Genomic DNA, 21351 nt, shown 5'->3' on the forward strand with positions numbered 1-21351 from the left:
CTGGTCTCAGGCGCGCCGCGGTGGACCGACCCAGGGCGCCCATAAAAGCGAAAACGCCACGCCCAGCGCCACGGCCAGTCCGAAGTTGGCGATGGCGGGCGTGTGGCTGAGGGCAAGCAGTCCGAACGACAGCAGCGTCGTGACCGCGCCCAGCAGAATGCCGACGAGGCTGGCGGCGGCGCCGGCGACACGTTCGTACATGAAGATGGCGTAGTCCACGCCGATGGCCGACACGAGCAGCAGGCCGAACAGGCTGAACAGCGTCAACGGCTGGCCCAGGTAGCCCAGCGCGGCCAGGCTGCATACGGTGGCCGCCAGCGGCACGGCCAGAATGCGCCATGTGGCGGTGCGTCCCAGCGTCAGGAGCAGCAGCACGGCCGCGGCCACATAGGACAGGAGCTTGAGTTCGGCGGCTTCGATGCGCGTGGCGGCGAACATGCGATTGAGTTCGCCGCTGCGGTCGACCAGCGTGACGCCGGGCGCGGCCTGCGCAATGGCTTGCAGCGCGGCCGGATCGCTGAGACCCAGCAGGGAGATCATGCCGGCGTACTCGCCGCCATGCTGGCCCAGCCACAGCGCGCGCCAGCGTTCGGCCTGCGGGCCTTGCAGCGCGGCGTCGATGCCGACGACCGGCAGCGCCGCAAGCGACCGCAGCTCGGCAGCCACGGCTTCGAACGGAATGCCCAGGTCCGTCATGGGCTTCCACGCCTGCGGCTCGCCGGCCAGCTCGGCCAAGCGGCGGCCCAGCGCCTGCTGGTCGGCGGCGGGGGAGACAAGCTGGCTCAGCGCGTTGTAGGTGGCCAGTCCGCCGCGCTGGACCAGCGCATCGAGCTGCTGCGCGACCAACGCCTGGCGCCGCAGCAGTTCGTCGGGATCGGGCGCGCGCACCAAAAAGAACTGGCTCGTCGGCACGTAGCCGGTGATCTCGCCGATCTGCCGGGCCTGCTGCATCAGCGGCGCGGGCAGGCTGAGCCATTGGCGCAGATCGTCCTGGATGCCCAGCCGCGCAATGCCGCCGGCCGCGACCGCCGCCATGACGAGCAAGCCCGCCCACAGCAGGCTGCGCCGCGTCGCCAGCCGCTCGCGCGTCTTGAGCGCGGCCTGGGCAAAGTGCAGCAAAGGCAGCCACGGACGCGGCTGCCAGCCGCGCATCCACGCCGGCAGCTGGCAGACGGTGCAGGCGTACGCGCCAAGCAGACCCGCCGCGGAAAACACGGCGGTCTGGGTCAGCGCGGGAAATGGGGTGAATGCTAGTGCGACATATCCCACCAGGCTGGCGGCCAGGCTGATCGTGAGGCCCGGCAGGACCCGGTGCAGCGCGGGCCAGGCCTGCCAGTCCGGCATCCCGAAGCTTTTGCCAAGCCAGTGCATGGGAAAGTCGACCGCCACGCCGATGAGGCTGGCGCCGATGACGAGCGTCAGGACGTGGATCGAGCCGAACACCGCGACGCACGCGACCGCGCCCGTGACCAGTCCGACGGCCACCGGCACGAAGGCCAGCAGCACGCGCCAGCGCCGCAGCGCCAGCAAGAGGACCAGCACGATGCCGATCGTGGCGCCGGAGCCGATCCAGCTGCCTTCCGCGACCGCCTGCGCCTTGCCGGCCGCGGCGTAGAGCGCGCCGCCGGCGACTAGCAGTTGTGCCCCGGCGGCTTGCAGTGCCTCGCGATCCTGGTCGATCTGCGCGGCGATACGTTGCGGCGCATCCGCGTCGAACGCGTCGCCGCGGGTCTCGGCGCGCACGAGCACCCAGCGGCGTCCGCCCTGCTGCGCCTGCAAGGTGCCCGATCCCATGTCGTATTGCACGCTTGCGCCGGGCCGCAGCGCCTGTTCGGCGCGGCGCGTCAGCCCAAGCCAGTCCTGGTCGGCGGGAACCAGACCCGATGAGGAGAAGGGATCGGACAACTCACGCGCCCGGCGCTGGGCATAGGCGGCGGGGTCCATGTCCAGCAGGCGGCGGTCCGCCAGCGGCAGCATGGCAAGGCGGCCGGCCACCAGTTGCTCGCGCACGGCGGCCAGGTCCACGTTCAGTTCCACCTGCACAACGGAAAAGAGTCCGCTGTCCGTCCAGCGCCGGGCGAGCAGCCGCGCCGGTTGTGCGGGGTCGGCGCCCTGGGCGTCGGCGCCAGTTCGGGCGGGATCCTGCGCGGCGACCAGCGCGATGAGCTGGCGCGACAGCGGTTCCTGGATCCGGGCCTCGGCCAGTTGGCGCGTGGCGTCATTGGCGCCCTGCGGCACCAGCTCCATCAGGTGGGCCGACACCGGCCAGCCATGGCGGCATTGCCAGACGCCGGCCAGAAGCACCAGCAGCAGCCCCAGCTTGAACAGGCGGGGCAGCCAGCGTTCAATCCGCGAATGCACGCTGTTCCTCTGGCGTCAGGGCATCAGCCGCGACCGCGCCGGTCATCTGTAGGACGCTGCGGTCGCCTTGCGTCTCGCGCAGTTCGATGCGGTCGACCAGCACGGCGCCGTCAATCTGTATGGTGTTGAAGATCTGCTTGAGCAGTGCCGAGCGCGGGGTCAGCGTCAGTTGCCAGGCCTTGGCCTCGCCCGTCAGCGTCAGGTCGAAGTTTTCCTGCAGCCCGCGGGTGTCGCCCGCCAGCACCGACAGGAAGAGCTGGTTTTCACGGCCCGCGCCGGTGTGCTGCGGCAGCGCTTGCCATGCCCCCGATTCGTCGCGGCGCGAGATGCCGTTGGCGTTGATGCGCAGGTCCTGCGCAATGGGCGTGCGCAGCAGCCACAGCAGGCCCTTTCCCGCCGCCAGCGTGAAGTCGCCCCGGCTGGTCAGCGGTTGGGGCAGCGACCGCAGGAATTTCTGCTGGACGAACTGGCCGCGCACGATCGGCGTCGCGCGCAGTTGCGTCTGCAGGTCGTTCAGGTCGAATGCGCTGGCGGTGAACGGCAGCATCGCCAGCGTCAGCAGGCACAGGAACCGGTTCAGGCGTTGGGACAGGTTCAAGCGCTGAAAGATGTTCAAGCGCGAAAGAGTGTTCAGGCAGGACATGCGCCAGCCTCCTGGGAATGAAGTGCGCCTTGGACCGCGGCGACGAAGACGGCGGGCGAGGCCAGTTGCATTTCGCGGGTGGCGATGCAGACGGCCACCTGTTCGGACGTGGCCCGCGTCAGCCGTTGTCCGGTTTCGGCGTCCTGGATCAGGTAGTTGATCTTGAGCCGGTGCTCCCATTCCACCAGTTCGGCACGCACGATCAGGCGCTGGCCGAACTGCGCGGGCTGGGCATAACGCAGATGCAGGTCGATCACCGGCCAGGCGTAGCCGCTTGCGCGCATCGCGTCGTAGTTGTGGCCGATCCGGTCCAGCAGCTCGCAGCGCGCCTGCTCCAGGTACTTCACGTAGTGGCCGTGCCACACGACGTTGATCGAATCGACATCGAAGAAGGGCACACGGATTTCGACTGCCGCGCCGATCGCGCCACGTTTACGCATCGTCTTTCCAGAATGGGTAGAAGTTGAACCACTGCAGCGGCGCCTCGCGGCAATGCGCGGCCAGGCGGTCGGCATAGCGCTGTGTCCACGCGGCGATCTGCGTCTGCCGGGTGGCGCGCGTCCATTCGATGCGCGTGGTCAGGCGTTCCATCGCGACGCGGTAGCGGCCGCCGTGCCGGGTGCACGACAGCAAATTCACCGGGCAGCCCAGCAGACCGGCCAGCAGCCACGGCCCTTGCGGAAACAGCGCCGTGGCGCCCAGGAACTGCACGGGCACCGTGCGGTCGCCGTGCAGGGGCACGCGGTCGCCGGCGATGGCCAGCCATTCGCCGCGGTCCAGGCGCTTGGCCAGATCCAGCATGACGGCGGCGTCCAGCTCGCTGACCTGGATCATGCGCAGTCCGCCGCCGGCCTCGTCCAGCAGGCGGTTGAAGTGAACGGCGTGCTTGCTGTGGACCAGCACGTTGAGCCGCAGGGCACCCGTCTGCTCCGCCAGCGCGCGGCAGACTTCAATGTTGCCCAGGTGCGAGCCCACCAGGATCTGGCCGCGGCCTTGGCCCATCTGTGCATGCAGGCCGTCGGGGTCCGACATGTCCAGGCGCGCCATCGTGATCTTGCCCTGCCACACGTCCAGCTTGTCCAGCATGGCGACGGCAAAGGCCAGGTACTGCCGGTACACGGGAAAGGCGCGCGGCAGCGGCGCGGCAAGGTCGCCGGCGCTGGTCACGCGCGATTGATACGCGGCAATCGCGCGGCGGGCACGCGGGCCGAACGCATAGAAATACAGCACCACCAGCCAGACCACGGGGGCCACCGCGCGCCGGCCCAGCGTGCGCGCGGCCCAGGCCGTCAGACGCATCAGCATGGGGCTGCCGCGTTCCCGCTGTCCGGCCCAGTGCGGATCGGCGGCGCTCATCGCGGGGCGCTCCGGGTCAGCCGGCGCCACAACAGCAGCGGCGATCGGGCCAGCATGCCGAAGAACAGCCGCGCGTGCATGCGGCTGATCAGCACGTTGTCTTGCAGGCCCTTGAAATGCGAGATGCCGCCCTCGGGATAGGCCACGCGCGTGGGCAGCCATGCCATGCGCACGCCTTTCCAATGCAGCCGAACCAGGACGGCGATGTCGAAGTCCATGCGCCGGCCGACGTGGGTCCCGTTGATCACGGGGACGACTTGTGCCAGCGGATAGACGCGAAAGCCGCACATGGCGTCGGGGATGTCCAAGGACAGGGTATTGATCCAGACCCAGAGGCGGGTCAGCCAGCGGCCATAGAGGCGGCTGCGCGGCACGTCGTCGCCGTAGACGGGGGCGCCGCAAATGACGGCGTCCGGCTGCTCGCGCGACATCTGCGCAAAGCGCGGGATGTCGTGCAGCGCATGCTGGCCGTCGGCGTCCACCTGCAAGGCGTGCGAGTACCCCAGCTTCATCGCGGCCCGCAGGCCGTCCTGCACGGCCGCGCCTTTTCCGCCGTTGACGGCGCGGCGCACGAGTTGCGTATCGGGTTGCGCGGCCAGTTCGTCCAGCACGGCGGCGCAGCCGGGCTCGGAGCCGTCGTCCACCAGCACGCAGGGCAGGCCATGCGCGGCAAGCTGCGCGACCACCGCCGCGACGGTGCCGCCGTGGTTGTACACGGGGATGACCGCGCACAGCTTATGCGGCGTCATGGCTTGCCCCGTGGAGTATGCGGCCTGACGAGCACGGCGAGTCATTCACCGTGAACGCGAAGTACAGCTTCTGTTTGGTGGCGTCCCATTTGAGCGTCAGAACGGCAGTATCGCCGGGACGCAGCAGACGCTGGAATTTCAGCGCTTCCATGCCGGCAAAGTGCAGTTCGGGCAGCAGGTCGCGCTGCGCAAGCGACGTGGCCAAGGTGATCTGCGCCACGCCCGGCACGACCGGCGCGGTGGGAAAGTGGCCGCTGAAATAGGCCAGGTCGTAGGGAATGTCCAGCGTGTAGCGCCGCTCGTTGCCGGGCTGCCCGGGCAGATCGGCCGCAATCGCAGCGGGGGCCAGGGGACGCGGGCCGACGGCGGTTTCGAAATCGGTTTGCGGCAATTTGCCTTGGGCATTGGCGGGCAGATGCCGCAGCAGCCGCCAGGTACGCGGCACCGCCAGCGATTCGACGCGGGTGGCCAGATGGCCGCGCAGCGCGTCGACGACCGCTTTGCGGCCCTGATTGCGCAAGGCGTGAAGACCGTGTGCGGACAGCGCCACCAGCGCGGCCAGACGCGGGGTCCCGGCGGCCTTGCCCAGGCGGACGTCGGCGACGTAGACATGCTCCATCAGCGCGCGCTCCACCAGGGGCAGCGACACGCGTTTGTCTTCGATCTTCATGATGCGGTCCAGCCGGCCCAGCAGCCTGAAGCCGTTCGCGGTGAGCTCGGCGCCATCCGCGGTCTGCTGCTCGTCGGCCTGCACCCAGGGCGACGACACGCGCAGGGCGCCATCGTCATTCAGGTCGACGGCGACGCCCGGCAGCGGCTGCCAATCGGCGTCGCCGGTGCGCCAGGCGACCGCGCCCGTTTCCGAACTGCCGTAGATCTCGGTGGGACGCAGCCCGAGCGACCGTTCGATGTCGTCCGACACTTCCAGCGGCAGCGGGCCCCCCGAGGAATGGATGCGGATCAGTCGTCCGCGCAGTTGCGTCCAGTCCAGGCGCTGGCCCAGGCGCCGCAACAGCGCGGGGCTGGCGATCCAGGCAAACGAGGGATGGCGCAGGCTCGCCTGCTGCAGGTCCTCGGGGTAGAGCCGCTGGCGCCGGTCGATTCTACGGCCCGCGCAAAGCGGCCACAGCACGCGGAAGGGCAGGCCGTACATGTGTTGCGCGGACACGCTGCCCAGCACGGGTGTCTGCGTGTCGGGCCATTGCTGCTGCAGCGCCTGAACCTCTTCCGAGAGCTGGCGCCATTGTTTGGCGATGTGCTTGGGCGTGCCGCTGGAGCCGGAGGTGCAGACCACCAGCGTGAGGGATACATCCAGTTCGGCCGCGTCGAGCGCCGGGTGGCTGCGAAGGTCGGCCAGTCGCCATTGCCGCGCGGCGGGCAAGGGCAAGTCGGCGTCCGTCAGCCACGCATCGACGGTGCCGTCCAGGCCGTTGCAGGTTTGCGCCTGGTTGTCGCCGGGCAGCACGGCCACGACGCCCGCGCGCCAGCACGCGAACAGCGCGCTCGCCAGTTCGACGGCGTCGTCGAACGACAGCGCCGCGCGCTTTACCAAACGCGCGCGCAGGGCGCCCGCGATGCGCAGGCTGTCCTGCGCGAAGTCCTGGCGTGTGATCGCCGGGCCGTCCGCGACCACGGCGTTCGCATCCGCGCAAGCAGCGGGCAACAGCAGTTGGGGAAGGGGCGTCCAAACCATGGCTCAGGCTGCCTTCGCCGCGGCGGGGCGGATCAGCCATTCGCCGGCGGCCATCAGGCCCATCAGCACGTAGCTGGCGCCGCCGTTGTAAGCCACCCACCAGCTCCACGGCGCCCAGGCCGCCAGCGCGGCGGCGATCATGCCGTTCACGGCGAAGAACAGGCACCAAGCGCGCGTCACGTTGCGGGTGTAGCGCACGCCCTCGGGCGGCAGATCGGGATGGCGCAGGCGCGCCAGGCGTTCCACGACGGGCATGCCCGAGCGCAGGCTGGCGCCGAAGATGGCCAGCATCATCCCGTTGACCAGCACGGGATACCAGCGCAGCCAGTTCTCGGAATTGGATACGGCCAGAATCAGGCAGAAGATGAGCGCGGCGGTGGGCAGCAGCCTGTCGCCAGGCTGCGCGGCGCGCGCGGTCAAGCCGCGGGCAAGCCACAACAGCGCCAGCGGCAACGCCAGCCATGCCGCGCTCACGCGGTCCAGCGTCGCGTACACGATGAATGGGTAGGCCATGGCGGCGGCGGCCAAGGCGGCCGCGACGCCACGGTTCATGCGGCCGGATCCTGCTTTTGCATCATGGCCTGCACCACGTCCTCGACGGTGCGGACCGTGCGGAAGTCGTTGGCGTCGAGCTTGCGGCCGGTCTGCCGGCGCACGTGATCGATGAGGTCGATCGCGTCGATGCTGTCGATTTCCAGGTCGGTGTACAAATGCGCGTCGGGCGTGATCCGTTCCGGTTCGATCTCGAACAGTTCGACCAGGGCGCCGCGCAGCGTGTTGAAGATTTCGTCGCGGGTGTGCATGGGGACTCCGTATGCGTCAGTCGCGGCGTTGCGCAGTGACAAATGCCGCCAGGCTGGCGATGCTGGCGAAATGCTCGCGCATGTTGCGTGTTTCGGGATCGATGGTGATCGCATAGCGCTTTTGCAGCGCCAGGCCCAGCTCCAGCGCGTCGACCGAATCCAGGCCGAGTCCATCGCCGAACAGCGCGGCTTCGCGGTCGATGTCATTGGGGGTAATGTCTTCTAGGCCGAGGGACTCGATGACGAGCGTTTTCAGCTCAAGTTCCAGTTGATTCATCCAGCGTTGACTCCACTAGCGCTGTCCTGGGTGACCGCGCGTTCATTTGGGGCGCCGGCCGGCGCGCTGCGCGCCAGCTCGGCTTCGAAATAGGCATGCAGGTGGGCGTTCATCTTGCGGCCCGCGATGGGCAGCGGATGCGCGCAGCTCCACGTGGCCGGGTCGATGTCTTCACCGACCTCGATGACATACCGCATGCGCGAGGGCGGAATCCGATACCAGGGCTCGCCCTTGGTCAGGCTGCGCGGGTTCATGCGAATGACGACCGGCGTCACGACCTGCGCGCCCCGCAGCGCAATCGCGCAGGCGCCGCGATGGAATTGGGGCATGGCATTGGGCGGCGTGCGCGTGCCTTCCGGGAAGACGATCAACGTTTCGCCGTTGCGCAGCACATCCGCGGCGCGGTCGAACATGTCGAAGCTCTCGTCGTTGGTGATGTAGCCGGCGTTCGCGACGGGACCGCGCGTGAAGGGATTGGCGGCCAGCCCATGCTTGACGATGCAGTTGGCGTTCTTGACGTGCCCGACCAGGAACACCACGTCCAGCAGCGACGGGTGATTGGCAAGAATCATCTGGCCCGGCCGGCCCAGGCGCTCGGCGCCCTTGAAGTCCACGGTCAGGATGCCCACGCGCACCATGAAGCGGATGAACAGCCGGAAGGTGCCATTCAACGCCCAGCGCGCGCGGCGCTGCCGGTCCTGGCGGTCGCCGGGCAAGAGGCGCTGCGGCGGAAACACCATCAGGCGCAGCAGCACGCCGCCTATGCCGAATATGGCGAAGGCCATGCCGGTGGCGATCAGGCGCCATAGCCAGAAATCTTGTCGGATTTGAGCCGGGGAGGTCATGCGGTTCGGGTCCAGGTCCATTGACGGCTGCGGTTCGCATGCCGCCAGCTCGGGGTCTGCAATGCAAGGTGGCGCATGAGGTTGAGGGGATTGGGCCAGACGGGCGGCGGCGCGCCGTCAGCGCCGGCGGCGTCCATCGTCAGCGTCCAGTCGCTACCCGGGCGCAGCCGGAAGGCGGCGGCATACGAGAACGGCACGTCGTCGACCCACGGCGCGTAGGGCGCAGGCGGCGATTCTTCGGCCAGCACCACGAGCACGTTGTCGTGCCCCTGATCGAACAGCAGGGCGGCTTCAAGAAAGGCGTGTTCCAGGCCGTCGTCCTCGACGGACAGCGCGACGGACTCTGTCGTTTCGCGGCGTATGATCGACCACTGTGCGGCAATCGAGTTGTGGACCGAGAGGCCGAAAGCCGTGGGCGACAAGGGTTCGTCGGCGGCTAGCGAGTCCAGCAGCCCAAAGTTGCGCGTCGTTTCTCCATGTTGCGAGGCAAACACGAAGGGCATGTCCGGGTAGCCGTCGGCCAGCGGCCACGCGCAAGCAAACACGCCGCGAGCCAAGGGGCTGAGGCGGCGTCGTTGCATGGGGGGCAAGAAGTCGAGGCGCGGGGCGGCCTGATCTCCGAGGGGGCAGTACGGCTGTTCAGCCCAGTCCTGCCAACTGCTCGGGTCCTGAAATCCTGGTGTCCAACCTTGCCATTGCGAGATGGAGAAAGTCAACATAGCGCGCGATTCTACTATGGCAAACTGCGCTTCGATTGTTTTGAACAGTTACAAATTACACAAAATAACCCATTTTAACCGTATTTTTTTCGAATAGTTACTTTCGGCTTTGGGTGTTCAGGAACTTTTAATCTGGTGGGCTGATCAAAGTGCCGCCTCACTCTATGGTGTTGAACACCTGTGCGCGGATGATGCTCTCAGAGCGCCCGCGATTCGCAGCGGCAAGGCCCTGCGCGACTGGCGGGTCAGCCGTGCGTTGCTGCATCACGTGCGCGTTGCGCGTCCGCAACCGGGCGCCACGTCACTGAGCCACAGCGGCGGTCATGCCCTGTTGGCCACTGCGTGGCCGGGCTGGAAGGTCGGCATCGACCTGGAAGCCATCCGGCCTCGTAGCGTCGAAGGCCTGGCGCAATGGGTGTGCTCACAGGCAGAACGCGACATGTTGGCCGCACTGCCGGAGGACGCCCGCCTGCTTCGCTTCTATCAGCTATGGACGTTGAAGGAGGCCTTCATCAAGGCTGCGGGTCTGGATTTTCCCGCGGACATGGCATTGGTGGGGCTGCAGGCGTCACCGTCTGGTTTGGCGCTGCGCTCGCCGCGGGGCAGTTGGGGCGCTTGCTCGTATCGCGCCGGGGCCGATTGGATGGCGTCCGTGGTGTGGCAGTCGCCTGATGGCTCTGCGGTCGATGGACTGGAACCGGCCTGGGTCGGCGCGGCAGGGTGCGCGTTGCCCGTGGTGGAAATGCTTGGCCGCTGGCGTACCGAAACGGCTTGATGTCCTGCCGATTTCGCCGTTCGGATTTAAAGATGTATTATAAATATATGTTTAAAGGCGAGCCCGTTCGCCATTCAAGGAGCAGTTGATGTTGAGCCCCCAAATCCGCGAGCTGGTCAAGGCCACGGCCCCTGTCCTGAAGGTTCATGGCGTCGCCCTGACCAAGCATTTCTACGCGCGCATGTTCCAGCACAATCCGGAACTCAAGCACGTGTTCAACCAGGCCCACCAGGCGGGCGGCGCGCAGCAGCATGCGCTGGCCGGCGCGGTGACCGCGTATGCCGAGCACATCGACGATCCCTCGGTGCTGATGCCGGTGGTGACGCGCATCGTGCACAAGCACGTCAGCCTGGGCATCCGGCCCGAACACTACGCCATCGTGGGCAAGCATCTGCTGGCTTCCATCCGTGAAGTGCTGGGCGATGCCGCCACCGACGAACTCGTCGATGCCTGGGGCGCGGCCTATGGCCAACTGGCGGACCTGCTGATCGCCGAAGAGGCGCGCCTGTATGCGGAATCGGCCAACAAGCCGGGCGGCTGGACGGGCTGGCGCGCGTTCCGCGTCGTGGGCAAGCAGCCCGAAAGCGCCGAAATCACTTCTTTCTACCTGGCCCCTGCAGACGGCGGCACCGTGCCGGCATACCGGCCGGGTCAGTACGTGTCCGTGCGCGTGTTCGTGCCGGAACTGGGCTTGATGCAACCGCGCCAATACAGCCTGTCGGACGCACCGGGCCACGATCGCCTGCGCATCTCGGTCAAGCGCGAGCCGGCCGGCGATCAGACGCCGGCGGGCCGCGTGTCCAACGCGCTGCACGACCGTCTGGAAGAGGGCGGCGTGCTGGACGTGGCGCCGCCGCAAGGTGATTTCCACCTGCGCGAAGACGGCGATGCCCCCGTCGTGCTGCTGAGCGGTGGCGTGGGCCTGACGCCCATGGTGTCGATCCTGAACCACCTGGTGCGCGCCAACGACGAACGCCAGATCCGCTTCGTGCACGGCTGCCGCAACCGCTCGGTGCACGCCATGCGCGAACACGTGAACGACATTACGGCGTCCCGCGCCAACGTGCGCAAGGCGGTGTTCTACGAAGAGGTGGGCCACGGCGATCAGGCCGGCCGCGACTACGACCACACGGGGCGCGTCGACCTGCACGCCATTCGCGATGAAGCCATCGTTCCCGGCGCCGATTACTACCTGTGTGGACCGGCGGCCTTCATGCGTGCCCAGCGTGAAGCGTTGCTGGGGCTGGGCGTGGCCGAAGACCGCATCCACGCCGAGGCGTTCGGCACTGGCGGCCCCGGCGCCTGAGCGGTGTATCCTGGCGGCCTGATGTTTCCGGGCCGCCCGGGCCACGCTCCCCACCCATCATGCAACTGAACCGATTCACCGACTTCGGCCTGCGCGTCCTGATGTATCTGACGCAATGCCGCGACCGGCCCGTCGCCGTCACGATTCCCGAGATCGCGGATCGCTTCGGCTTGTCCCGCAATCATCTGGTGAAGGTGGTGCACTTCATGTCGCAGCGCGGCTGGGTCAGCACCACGCGCGGCAAGGGCGGCGGACTCAGCCTCGCCCGTCCCGCCACGGAGTACCGGGTGGGCGATTTGGTGCGGGAACTCGAACAGCAGGGCCCCCTGATCGATTGCCGAGAACCGCCCTGTGCCCTGGATGGCGTGTGCCGGCTGTCCGGCGTGCTGGCGAAGACGCTGCAGGCGTTCTACGACACGCTCAATGGCTACACGCTGGCCGATCTGGTCCGCGAACCCACCGCCGCCGCCATCATCAAGCTGCATCGGGTGGCCTGAAGCCCCGGGCATGATGTTTGGTTATGGCCCCTGCGGCGTTTGGCATTTGCCGGCGCGGGGGCGGCCGTTACAGAATGGGCCCGTTCGCGGTCTTCTTGGATAACGGTATGCGCGTTTGTGTGATCGGCGCCGGCGTGGTCGGTGTGACGTCGGCCTATTTCCTGGCGCGCCAGGGTCATGAGGTGGTGCTGGTCGACAGCCAGCCCCGCCCGGCGGAAGTCTCCAGCTATGCCAACGGCGGCCAGCTCAGCTACAGCTATGTGGCGCCGCTTGCCGGACCCGGCGTGCTGCCCAGCGTGCCGGGATGGCTGCTGCGCCATGACTCGCCGCTGCGATTCCGGCCCCGGCTGGACCCGCATCAATGGCGCTGGTGCCTGCAGTTCGCGCTGGCCTGCCGCGCATCGGTGGCCAAGGCGTCCACCGCGCAGATGCTGACGCTGTCCTACCTTAGCCGCGACGTCATGCATTCGCTGCTGGAACAGGAAGAGCTGGCGTTCGGCCACCTGAAGAACGGCAAGCTCATTGCGTACCGCAGCCCCGATCTGCTGGAAAAGGCGCGCGCGCTGGTGGCCTACCAGGCGGCGCACGGCGCAGACCAACAGGTGCTGGACGCCGCGCAGGCCGTGGCGCGCGAACCCGCGCTGGCCGGCATGGGCGCCAGCCTGGCGGGCGCCATCTACACCCCCAGCGAAGAAGCCGGCGACTGCCGGCAGTTCACCGAAGCGCTGTTCGACCGTCTGCAAACGATGGGTAACGTGCAGTGCGCCATGTCCAATCCCGTCTCCGGCCTGCAGCGCGAAGGCCGCCGCATCGTCGCGGTCAACACGCGCGACGGCGACATCGGCGCGGATGCCGTGGTGCTGGCCACCGGCATCGGCACGCGGGCGTTGCTCGGTCCGCTGGGCCACGACGTGCCGCTCTATCCCTTGAAGGGCTACAGCCTGACCGTGCCGCTGGCGCCGGACGACACCGTAGCGCCCCGCATCAGCGTCACCGATTACGAACGGCGCATCGTCTACGCCCGCGTGGGCGGCGTGCTGCGGATCGCGGCCATGGTGGAAATCGGCAGCAACAACGCCGACATCGACCCGGCGCGCATCAGTCTGCTCAAGCAGCAGGTGCTCGAAGCTTTCCCGCAGCTCGACCTGCGTCAGGCCATTCCGTGGGCGGGTCTGCGCCCGGCCACGCCGACCGGCAAGCCGCTGATCGGCCGCAGCCCCGCGGCGGACAATTTGTGGTTGAACGTGGGTCAGGGGGCGTTGGGCTTCACCTTGTCCTGCGGCAGCGCGGCGTTGCTGACCGCGCAGATGGGGGGAATGGAGTTGCCGCTGGACCCGGCGCCGTTCAAGCCCTGAACGCTAAGCCCGAACCTGGAGCCTGGCGCCTGAGCGCTGCCTCTGTCGCCTTGCGCGCCGCAATAGGCAATGTCCATTTCGCAATAGCCGGTGCCATTTCATCGGCAGACGGGCTGATGCCGACTCAATAGGATAGCGATCATCCTTTGCACGCCGCCGCAATCGGCGGCAGCGAAGGAGCCGATCCATCCTTCGAGTTCATCGCCATGTCCTTTCTCTTTCCGTTGTTCGCCATCCTGTTCTGGGCGGGCAACGTCATCGTCTCCAAGATGGCCGCCAGCGCCATCTCGCCCACCGCCATCACCTTCTACCGCCTGCTGCTGGCGCTGTTCCTGATGGGCCTGTTCACCGCCCGTCCGGCGTGGCGCAACCGCCGGGTCATCCTGCGGCACTGGCCCAAGCTGGCGCTGTACGGCGCGCTGTCGGCGGCCGTGTTCCAGGCGCTGTCCTACCGGGCGGCAGAGACCACCACCGCCACCAACATGGCCATCCTGACGGCGCTGATTCCGCTGCTCAGCATGTTGCTCAGCGTGGTGATCCTGCGCGATCCGCTGACGCTCGGCATGGCCGCGGGCGGCGCGTTGTCGTTCCTGGGCCTTTTGTATCTGGTGGGGCAGGGCGACATGCTCAGCGTGTTCCAGCACGGTGTGCACGTGGGCGACGGCCTGATGCTGCTGGCCGCCTTGTCGTATGCGCTGTACGGCGTGCTGCTGCGCCACTGGAAAGTGCCGGTGCCCGCCTGGCAGTCCACCTTCGTGCAGTCCATCTTCGCGCTGATCTACATGTTCCCGCTCTACCTGCGCATGCCGGCAGCGCAAGCGGCGCTGGACGTCAATACGGTTCCGCTCATTCTGTATGCCGGCATCTTCTCGTCGGTGTTGCTGTCGTATCTGTGGATCGAAGGCGTGCAGCGCTTGGGGCCCAACCGCTGCAGCATTTTCATCAACCTGCTGCCGCTCTTTACGGCGCTGGCCGCCTTCGTGATGCTGCGCGAACGCCTGCACAGCTATCACCTGCTGGGTGGCGTGGTCACCCTGGCGGGCGTGCTGCTGGCGCAGACCGTGCAGCGGCCGCTGTTCGGCGCCGGACGCGCGCTGGCGGCAGGCAAGGCCTAGCCGGCAATCACGGGTGCTCACGTCCGGCGCTGGCCTTGCGCCGGAGGGGGTAATGCCTGGCCACGCATTCACGGGCGTTCAAGACAGGCGCCCGCGGCCGCCGCATAGTGGCCGCTTTGCGCGGTGAGGCAATGAGCATTTTCCAGAAGACCACGATTGCGCTGGCCCGCAGCCCGGCGGTCGGCCACATGATGCGCGCGATGGCCGCCCGGACGTCGCTGGCGCGCCGTTTCGTCGGCGGCGCCGATGTGGACGAGGCCGTGCGGACCGCCGTGAAGCTGCGCGTGGCGCACGGCATCCGCGCCTCGCTCTTCTATCTGGGCGAATACGTGGCGGACCGCGCTGCAATCGACCATAACGTCAATCAGGCCGTCGACGCATGCCGGGCGCTGGCCGCGGCCGGCCTGGACGTGCACGTCTCCGTCGATCCCACGGCCATCGGCTACATGCGCGATGACACGCTGGGCGAGGAAAACGCGCGGCGCATCGGCACGGCGGTGCAGCGCTTTGGCGGCCAAGGCTGCGACTGGCTGGTGCTGGACATGGAAGATTCCAGCATCCGCGACCGCACCTGCACGCTGCATCGCACGCTGTTGGAAGCGGGCATCCCCGCCGGCCTCACGCTGCAGGCGCGGCGGCGCCGCACGCCGGAGGACCTGGCCTGGGCGATCCGGCAGCGCACCTCGCTGCGGCTGGTAAAGGGTGCGTTCCCCGAGCGTGAGCTTGACCACGCCGGGCGCGCGCGCATCGACCAGGCCTATCTGGACGCGGCGTCCATCATGCTGTCGCGCGAGGCGCGGAACTCTGGCTTTTACCCGGTCTTCGGCACGCACGACGACCGGCTGGCCGGCGCCATCGTTGACCTGGCGCGCGAGCGCGGCTGGCCTGCCGGCAGTTTCGAATTTGAGATGCTTTACGGCGTGCGGCCGGACTGGCAGATCGCGCTGCGCCGGTTGGGCTATAACGTCAGGGTCTATCTCCCGTTTGGCGCGGACTGGTGGCCGTATGCCATCCGCCGGGTGGGGGAAAATCCTCGCAACGCGTGGCTCCTGGCCCGTTCGCTGAAAGCGGACGGGCATTACTTCGGGTAGCCGCGAATGGCTGGCAATTCATGGCGGTTTCTCAACATATCTGGCATTGCGGCGCGGGACTGCCCGGCGACGTATTGATCGCGGATCTGCGCGCGTATCGCTACGCGCCGCATTTCCACGACGCCTGGTCCATCGGCGCCATTGAACACGGCCGCTGCGATTTCACCGTGCAGGGCGTGGCCCATGCCGCCAGCGCGGGCGAGCTGGTGGTCATCGCGCCCGGGCAGGTGCATACCGGCGGCACAGCGGCGGGGGCGCTCGCCTATCGGATGGTCTACATCGATCCCGCGTGGTTCCGGGACCATGAACGGACGTTGCACGCACATGGTGCGCGGCTGGCGGGGCCGGTGATCGCGGATGCCGCGCTTTGCACGCAATGGCTGGACGCGCTGGCGCCCGGCGAGATCGCGCCGGCTGAGCGCAGCGCACGCATTTCGGCGGCCCTGTTCGGGACGCTGGCCGCGCATGGAGAGGCGGCGGAGGGTGGTGCTGCGCCGGCCGCCGGCCTCGCCGACGTATGCGCCTTGCTGCGCGAGCGCATGGCGGCGGATCCCGCCTGCGCACCCGACCTGGACGCCTTGGCGCAAGCGCAAAACCGCCATCGCACGACGCTCGTCAAACAGTTCGCCCGGCGCTACGGATTGCCGCCTCAGGCGTGGCTTCGCAATTGGCGGGTGGCGTGCGCCCGGGTGCTTCTGCGCGGCGGCCTGCCGTTGGCCGATGCGGCACAGGCCGTCGGGTTTGCCGACCAGGCGCATCTGACGCGGGTGTTCAAGCAGGTCTACGGCAGCCCGCCGGGCGTGCTGCTCAAGGCCGGCGCGGGCGGCTCCCACACGTTGTGACTGCGGGGCGTCTCAAGCCGGTAGTCCGAGTATTTACGCGTGAAGAATTCCGCGCCCAGCGCCTGCGCCGCGGCAAGCGGCCGCCGGGGATCGAGCGCCACCTCGCCGCGCCGGTTGCCGGCGCCATGCACGTAGCCCACGAAATCCGAATGCGTATACCGCGCATATTCCTGCACCTGATGCACGATGCCCAGCGCCGCGCCGGGATAGGTTTCTTCCGAGGCCACCGCCAACCCCAGCCGCTTGCCGGCCATGCCGGCCTTGACGCGTTCCGGCTCTGGCCCGGATCCCGCGTAATGGCTGAATGACCGGTCGAAGAACGCCTTGGTCTGCGCGGACATGCCATACCAGTAGATGGGCGTGCAGAACAGCACGCCATCGGCGGGCAGGAAGTGTTCAAGGAAGAGTTCGGCGTAACGGTCGGCGGGCGGCTTGGCGTGGCGCAAGTCCGGCAGCAGGCCCTGGATGTAGTCGTCCAGGAAATGCACCGACGCCAACGTGCCGGCCATTTCCGCGCCCTGGCGGGCGGATGCGGCCAGCGCGGCGCTATTGCCATCGCGGCGGGGACTGCCGACCAAGATCAACAAGCGTTTGACTCGATGAGTTGAATTCATGCCTGGCTCCTGTCAAAGATAACGATCTGAAGCCGAATGGTGGCCTCATCAAGCATGAAGCGACAACTGATCATTCCTTCACTAAGATGAACGCAATTCATCCCAGGATTCCAGTGATGTTTGCCACGCTTCCCGTCACAGCGCTGCGTACGTTCGAGGCCGCGGCGCGGTTGCGCAGTTTCAAGCTGGCCGCGGCCGAGCTGTCGGTCACGCCCACCGCGGTGTCGCATCAGGTCAAGGCACTGGAGCGGCATGTGGGCTGCGCGCTGTTCGAGCGCGTGCCGCGCGGCGTGCGGCTGACCGACAAGGGGGCGCGTCTGTTTGCCGGCGTACATGGCGCGTTGCTGGATGTCGCGCAGACGCTGGACGCCTTGCGGCCCGCGCCCGAGTCCGGTGCGCTGACCGTGTCCACGACGCATTCCTTTGCCGCTTTGTGGCTGGTGCCGCGGCTGGGGCGCTTTCACGAGGCCTATCCGCAGTACCAATTGCGCCTGGACACGTCGCCCGACCCCGTGGACCTGTTGCAGGACGCCAGCGTGGACGTCGCCATCCGCTACAGCCGCCGGCGCTATCCCGGCTTGCACGCGGCCTGCACGCTGCCCGAGTGGTTCGGAGTGTATGGGGCGCCCGCGCAGATCGCGGGCGCCGGCCGCCGTGCGCCCGCGCTGGTGACGGTGCGCTGGCGCGATTCGGAACTGTATGACGAAGGCTGGCAGGCATGGTGCGCGGCCGCCGGCTTGCCTGCCTGGCGGCGGCCTGCGGCCGAACATGCCTACACCGAGGAACACTACGCGCTGCAGGCCGCCATTGCGGGCCAAGGCCTGGTGCTGGCCAGTTCGGTCATGGTGTCGGACAGCGTGGCCGCGGGAACGCTGGTTCCCTACCGGCCGGAGATACGCGTCGCGGGGGCGGCCTACACGGCGCTGTGCGCGCCGGGGCGCGAACGCCACCCGCCGGTCAAGGCTTTCCTGTCGTGGCTGCGCAAGGAATTCCGCGCGTAGCGGCATCCGTGGCCGGACGCGCGGCGGCGCGCGGCAGCAGCGGAAGCGCGGCCAGCATGCAGGATCCCGCGATCAGCCAGGCGACGGGCCACGAGCTCGCGGCGACGATATGCGCGATAGCCAGCGGCGTGGCAAACAGCACCATATAGACGCAGGTGTTGGCCATGCCGAGCGCCGTGCCCGCGCGCGAGGCGCCCGCCAGCGTGGCAAGTTCGGTGTAGGCGACGCCATGCCAGGCCGACGCGCAAATGCCGGCGGCGGCCAGCAGCACGGCCAGGGCGAATACCTGCCATCCGTTGGGGCTGGCGCCCGCCGCCCATGCCGCGCCTGCCAGCGCCGCGTACAACGCAAAGCTCAGCAGCGCGCAGCCGCGCAGGTACGCGCGCCGGTTGCCGCGGCGATCGGTCCATCGTCCGCTCGCGATGCGCGCGGCCATGGCGCCCAGTTGAACGGCCACCATCACCGCCGTGAGCACGCCGATCCACGCATGCAGGGCATCGTGCAGAAAGACAGCGGCAAAGGTCAGCACTGCGAATTGCGGGCCGCACATGATGCCGATGGCGAACGCCGCGCGCCAAACGCGGGTGTCGGTCATGGGGCTGCTGGTGGAAGGGCGAGCTGGCGCGGGCGCATATGAAACTTTCGGCTCGCCAGGCATAGGCGGCACAGCCGGCAAAGCGGCCACACCCCGGTCGCCAGGCTCCCGCAGCCAGCACGCCGCAAGCAACGCGGCCGTGCCGCACATCACCGCCAGCACGCCAAACACCGCCCCGAACCCGGCATTGGCTGCCAGCCAAGGCAACAGCAGTGCGCCCAGGCCGCCGCCCAGCGGCACGGCGGTCTGGCGGATGCTCATTGCCAGTCCGCGCTCGCCGTCGTCGAACCACGCCATCACGGCGCGGCCGCTGGCGCCATTGACGCTGCCGCCCAGCATGCCGACCAGCACCAGCCCCACGGCCAGCAACCAGAGGCTGGGCACGAAGCCGTCCACCGGCGCTACCCAGCCGCTCATCCAGGCCAGCGCTGCCGCGGTCGAGCCTAAACCGCCGAGCAGCACGGGACGGTCGCCCCACCAATCGGTCAGCAATCCCCAAGGCAGCTCAAAGAGCGCCACGCCCAACCCCAACAAGCCCAGCGCCAGCGCCAATTGATCGATGTCGAGCCGGTAGCCAGCCCGCATGAAGACAGCGGTGGTAGGCAGGCCGGCCGCGACGGCGGAAAACGCGGTGTTGGCGGCGACGCCCACGGCCAGCACCTTCCAGCGGTGAGGTGGGCGGACAAAGGTAGGGCGATCGGACATGGCAGGCGCCTGCAGAAACGTTGACGGCGCCAGTGTGCGCGCCTAGCATGCTTCTGAAAATCAGGAAGTTTTGCACCAATGCTTTTGAAAATCGGGATTATCGAATGAGACCAAGCACGTTCGACCTGGAGGTGCTGCGCAGCTTCGTCGCGGGCGTCGACCTGGGCAGCTTCGGGCGGGCGGCCGATCGCCTGGGCCGGTCGACGTCGGCCGTCAGCGCGCAGCTGAAAAAGCTGGAAGAGCAGGCCGGCGTGCCGCTGCTGCGCAAGGACGGGCGGGGCTTGGCGCTGACCGATGCCGGCGAGACCATGCTGGCCTACGCCCGCCGGCTGCTCGACCTGAACGACCAGGCCGCGCGCGCCGTGCGCGGCACGCAATTGCACGGCCGCGTGCGTCTCGGCCTGCAAGAGGACTTTGCCGACATGCTGCTGCCGCGCGTGCTCGGCCGCTTTGCGCGCGCCCATCCCAAGGTCCGGATCGAAGCGCGCGTCGCCCGCAACACGGACCTTCTGGAACGCGTGGCGCTGGGCCAGCTTGATTTGGCGCTGGCCTGGGACCACGACGCCCGCCAGCCGCAGGCACAGCGGCTGGCCGAGCTGCCCATGTGCTGGATCGGGCCCGCGCACCCCGCGCCGGTGCCGGATGCGGACGGCGCGCTGCCGCTGGCGGCCTTCGAGTCGCCCTGCCTGTTCCGCGGCTGCGCCACCGACGCGCTGGACCGCGCCGGCATTGCCTGGCTGGCCGCCTTCACCAGTCCAAGTCTTTCCGGCCTGTGGGCGGCAGTCTCCGCGGGTCTGGGAGTGGCCGTGCGCACGCCCCTTGGCCTGCCGTCCACCGTTCGCGTGATGAAGCCGGGCGAACACGGGTTGCCCGACTTGCCGGTCATCGCGTTGTCGCTGTACCGCGCGCAGGCGCAGCCCGATCCGGTCTGCGCCGCGCTGGACGAAATCCTGGTGCAATGCGTCAATGACAGCGTCGCCGCGTTGGCGGCCACGCGTTTTCAGGAGCGGGCCTCGCTGTGAACCAATTTCATGAAATGACGGTATTCCTGGCCGTGGCGGACGCGGGCAGTTTTTCCGGTGGGGCCCGGCGCCTGGAAATGTCCGCGCCCACCGTCACGCGCAGCGTGGCGGCGCTGGAACGTCGTCTGGGTGCCTTGCTGCTGGTGCGCACCACGCGCAGTCTGCGCCTGACCGAAGCCGGCCAGCGCTATGCCGCCGATTGCCGCCGCATCCTGGAAGACGTTGAACGCGCCGACGACGCCGCCGCCGGTGCTATGGCGGTGCCGCGCGGCGCGCTGGCGATCACCGCGCCCGCGCTGTTTGGCGAGCTGCATGTGATGCCGGCAGTGCTGGGATACTTGCGCGCCCATCGCCAGGTGTCGGTGCGGGCGCTGCTGGTGGATCGCGTCGTCAATCTGGTGGACGAAGACATCGATGTCGCCGTGCGGATCGGCGCACTGCCCGATTCCTCGTTGACGGCGGTGCCCGTGGGACACGTCCGCCGCGTGGTGTGCGCCGCGCCCGGCTTTCTGCGCGACCATGGCGAGCCGGCCGACCCCGAGTCGCTGCATCGCTTCTGCACCATCACGGCTGCCATGGAAGGACGCGCGCCGCAGTGGCGTTTTGCGCAGGCCGGCCAGACCGTGCGCCTGAACCTGCAATCGCAGTTGACCGTGACGTCGTTCCAGGCGGCGGTGGCGGCCGCGCGCGAAGGCTGGGGCCTGACGCAGGTAATGTCCTATCAGGTGGCGCCGCACCTGGCCAGCGGCGCCTTGCAGGTGGTGCTGCGCGGCTTCGAGATGCCGCCCGTGCCCGTGCATCTGGTGTATCCGGAAGGGCGCAAAAGCTCGGCCAAGGTGCGCAGCTTTGTGGATTTCTGCGTGGATGCGCTACGCGCGGATCTGGCGGCGCTGCCCGCCTGACGGGTTTATTTCATTTACCGCAAGAGTGTCTTGCCGGCGCCGGCCGTTCCGGATTTGCGTCGCGGGTCCCAACATGGAGTCTCGA

Annotated in this window: 23 protein-coding genes; 10 read left to right on the plus strand and 13 right to left on the minus strand. The window is 68.2% G+C overall.

The window, feature by feature from the left end; translation table 11 throughout:
- Positions 1–6 precede the first annotated feature (6 nt).
- From KW836_RS11480 to KW836_RS11530, 11 genes are read right to left on the minus strand one after another with little or no spacing between them, the layout of a single operon-like run.
- Positions 7–2361 carry a hypothetical protein gene (locus tag KW836_RS11480; protein WP_218343379.1) on the minus strand — a complete coding sequence of 785 codons (2355 nt, stop codon included), beginning with the start codon at positions 2359–2361 and terminating at the stop codon, positions 7–9.
- Positions 2345–3004, minus strand: coding sequence for an outer membrane lipoprotein carrier protein LolA (locus KW836_RS11485; protein WP_218343380.1), 660 nt, complete (start codon positions 3002–3004; stop codon positions 2345–2347). The genes KW836_RS11480 and KW836_RS11485 overlap by 17 nt, the downstream gene beginning before the upstream one ends.
- On the minus strand, positions 2992–3444 hold the full coding sequence (locus KW836_RS11490) for a thioesterase family protein (RefSeq protein ID WP_218343381.1): 453 nt from the start codon (positions 3442–3444) through the stop codon (positions 2992–2994). The genes KW836_RS11485 and KW836_RS11490 overlap by 13 nt, the downstream gene beginning before the upstream one ends.
- Positions 3437–4360, minus strand: a complete 924-nt coding sequence (locus KW836_RS11495) for a glycosyl transferase (protein ID WP_218343382.1) — start codon at positions 4358–4360, stop codon at positions 3437–3439. The genes KW836_RS11490 and KW836_RS11495 overlap by 8 nt, the downstream gene beginning before the upstream one ends.
- The gene (locus tag KW836_RS11500) at positions 4357–5109 is read right to left on the minus strand and encodes a glycosyltransferase family 2 protein (protein ID WP_218343383.1); all 753 of its coding nucleotides are present in this window, start codon (positions 5107–5109) and stop codon (positions 4357–4359) included. Before KW836_RS11500 ends, KW836_RS11495 begins: the two co-directional genes overlap by 4 nt.
- Positions 5096–6802, minus strand: a complete 1707-nt coding sequence (locus tag KW836_RS11505; protein WP_218343384.1) for an AMP-binding protein — start codon at positions 6800–6802, stop codon at positions 5096–5098. The genes KW836_RS11500 and KW836_RS11505 overlap by 14 nt, the downstream gene beginning before the upstream one ends.
- Positions 6803–6805: 3 nt before the next feature.
- Positions 6806–7354 (minus strand): hypothetical protein, encoded by a 549-nt coding sequence (locus KW836_RS11510; RefSeq protein ID WP_218343385.1) that lies wholly within the window; start codon positions 7352–7354, stop codon positions 6806–6808.
- Positions 7351–7605, minus strand: a complete 255-nt coding sequence (locus KW836_RS11515) for an acyl carrier protein (protein WP_056569797.1) — start codon at positions 7603–7605, stop codon at positions 7351–7353. The genes KW836_RS11510 and KW836_RS11515 overlap by 4 nt, the downstream gene beginning before the upstream one ends.
- Positions 7606–7621: 16 nt before the next feature.
- On the minus strand, positions 7622–7882 hold the full coding sequence (locus KW836_RS11520) for a phosphopantetheine-binding protein (protein WP_218343386.1): 261 nt from the start codon (positions 7880–7882) through the stop codon (positions 7622–7624).
- Positions 7879–8727, minus strand: coding sequence for a 1-acyl-sn-glycerol-3-phosphate acyltransferase (locus KW836_RS11525; protein ID WP_218343387.1), 849 nt, complete (start codon positions 8725–8727; stop codon positions 7879–7881). Before KW836_RS11525 ends, KW836_RS11520 begins: the two co-directional genes overlap by 4 nt.
- Positions 8724–9446: a beta-ketoacyl synthase chain length factor gene (locus tag KW836_RS11530; protein WP_218343388.1), complete on the minus strand. Its 723-nt coding sequence runs from the start codon at positions 9444–9446 to the stop codon at positions 8724–8726. The genes KW836_RS11525 and KW836_RS11530 overlap by 4 nt, the downstream gene beginning before the upstream one ends.
- A gap of 268 nt (positions 9447–9714) precedes the next feature.
- On the opposite strand from KW836_RS11530, the gene KW836_RS11535 reads away from it, so the two are divergent.
- The 7 genes from KW836_RS11535 to KW836_RS11565 all read left to right on the plus strand — a co-directional run bounded on the left by KW836_RS11535 (position 9715) and on the right by KW836_RS11565 (position 16427).
- Positions 9715–10221 carry a 4'-phosphopantetheinyl transferase superfamily protein gene (locus tag KW836_RS11535; RefSeq protein WP_370633020.1) on the plus strand — a complete coding sequence of 169 codons (507 nt, stop codon included), beginning with the start codon at positions 9715–9717 and terminating at the stop codon, positions 10219–10221.
- Positions 10222–10309: 88 nt separating this feature from the next.
- Positions 10310–11527 (plus strand): NO-inducible flavohemoprotein, encoded by a 1218-nt coding sequence (gene hmpA / locus KW836_RS11540; protein WP_218343390.1) that lies wholly within the window; start codon positions 10310–10312, stop codon positions 11525–11527.
- Positions 11528–11586: 59 nt separating this feature from the next.
- On the plus strand, positions 11587–12024 hold the full coding sequence (locus tag KW836_RS11545; protein ID WP_175185039.1) for an Rrf2 family transcriptional regulator: 438 nt from the start codon (positions 11587–11589) through the stop codon (positions 12022–12024).
- Positions 12025–12131: 107 nt separating this feature from the next.
- Positions 12132–13379, plus strand: coding sequence for a D-amino acid dehydrogenase (locus KW836_RS11550; protein ID WP_218343391.1), 1248 nt, complete (start codon positions 12132–12134; stop codon positions 13377–13379).
- Positions 13380–13585: 206 nt separating this feature from the next.
- A complete protein-coding gene (locus tag KW836_RS11555) occupies positions 13586–14494 on the plus strand; it encodes a DMT family transporter (protein WP_218344258.1) in 909 nt (302 codons plus the stop codon).
- 131 nt (positions 14495–14625) lie between these two features.
- A complete protein-coding gene (locus KW836_RS11560) occupies positions 14626–15585 on the plus strand; it encodes a proline dehydrogenase family protein (protein WP_218343392.1) in 960 nt (319 codons plus the stop codon).
- Positions 15586–15605: 20 nt separating this feature from the next.
- A complete protein-coding gene (locus tag KW836_RS11565; protein ID WP_218343393.1) occupies positions 15606–16427 on the plus strand; it encodes an AraC family transcriptional regulator in 822 nt (273 codons plus the stop codon).
- On the opposite strand, the gene KW836_RS11570 is transcribed toward KW836_RS11565, so the two are convergent.
- Positions 16367–17041, minus strand: a complete 675-nt coding sequence (locus KW836_RS11570) for a flavodoxin family protein (protein ID WP_218343394.1) — start codon at positions 17039–17041, stop codon at positions 16367–16369. The genes KW836_RS11565 and KW836_RS11570 overlap by 61 nt on opposite strands.
- Before the next feature lie 116 nt (positions 17042–17157).
- Between KW836_RS11570 and KW836_RS11575 the strand changes: the two genes are divergently transcribed.
- On the plus strand, positions 17158–18042 hold the full coding sequence (locus KW836_RS11575) for a LysR substrate-binding domain-containing protein (RefSeq protein WP_218343395.1): 885 nt from the start codon (positions 17158–17160) through the stop codon (positions 18040–18042).
- Here KW836_RS11575 and KW836_RS11580 read toward each other — a convergent pair.
- The gene (locus tag KW836_RS11580; RefSeq protein ID WP_218343396.1) at positions 17999–19342 is read right to left on the minus strand and encodes an MFS transporter; all 1344 of its coding nucleotides are present in this window, start codon (positions 19340–19342) and stop codon (positions 17999–18001) included. The genes KW836_RS11575 and KW836_RS11580 overlap by 44 nt on opposite strands.
- A gap of 104 nt (positions 19343–19446) precedes the next feature.
- Here KW836_RS11580 and KW836_RS11585 point away from each other — a divergent pair, with 104 nt between their 5' ends.
- The gene (locus tag KW836_RS11585; protein WP_218343397.1) at positions 19447–20364 is read left to right on the plus strand and encodes a LysR substrate-binding domain-containing protein; all 918 of its coding nucleotides are present in this window, start codon (positions 19447–19449) and stop codon (positions 20362–20364) included.
- Positions 20361–21266, plus strand: coding sequence for a LysR family transcriptional regulator (locus KW836_RS11590; protein WP_239213880.1), 906 nt, complete (start codon positions 20361–20363; stop codon positions 21264–21266). The genes KW836_RS11585 and KW836_RS11590 overlap by 4 nt, the downstream gene beginning before the upstream one ends.
- Positions 21267–21351: the final 85 nt, after the last annotated feature.

This window comes from Achromobacter sp. ACM05, assembly GCF_019218915.1.
Classification (GTDB): Bacteria; Pseudomonadota; Gammaproteobacteria; order Burkholderiales; family Burkholderiaceae_B; genus Achromobacter; species Achromobacter animicus.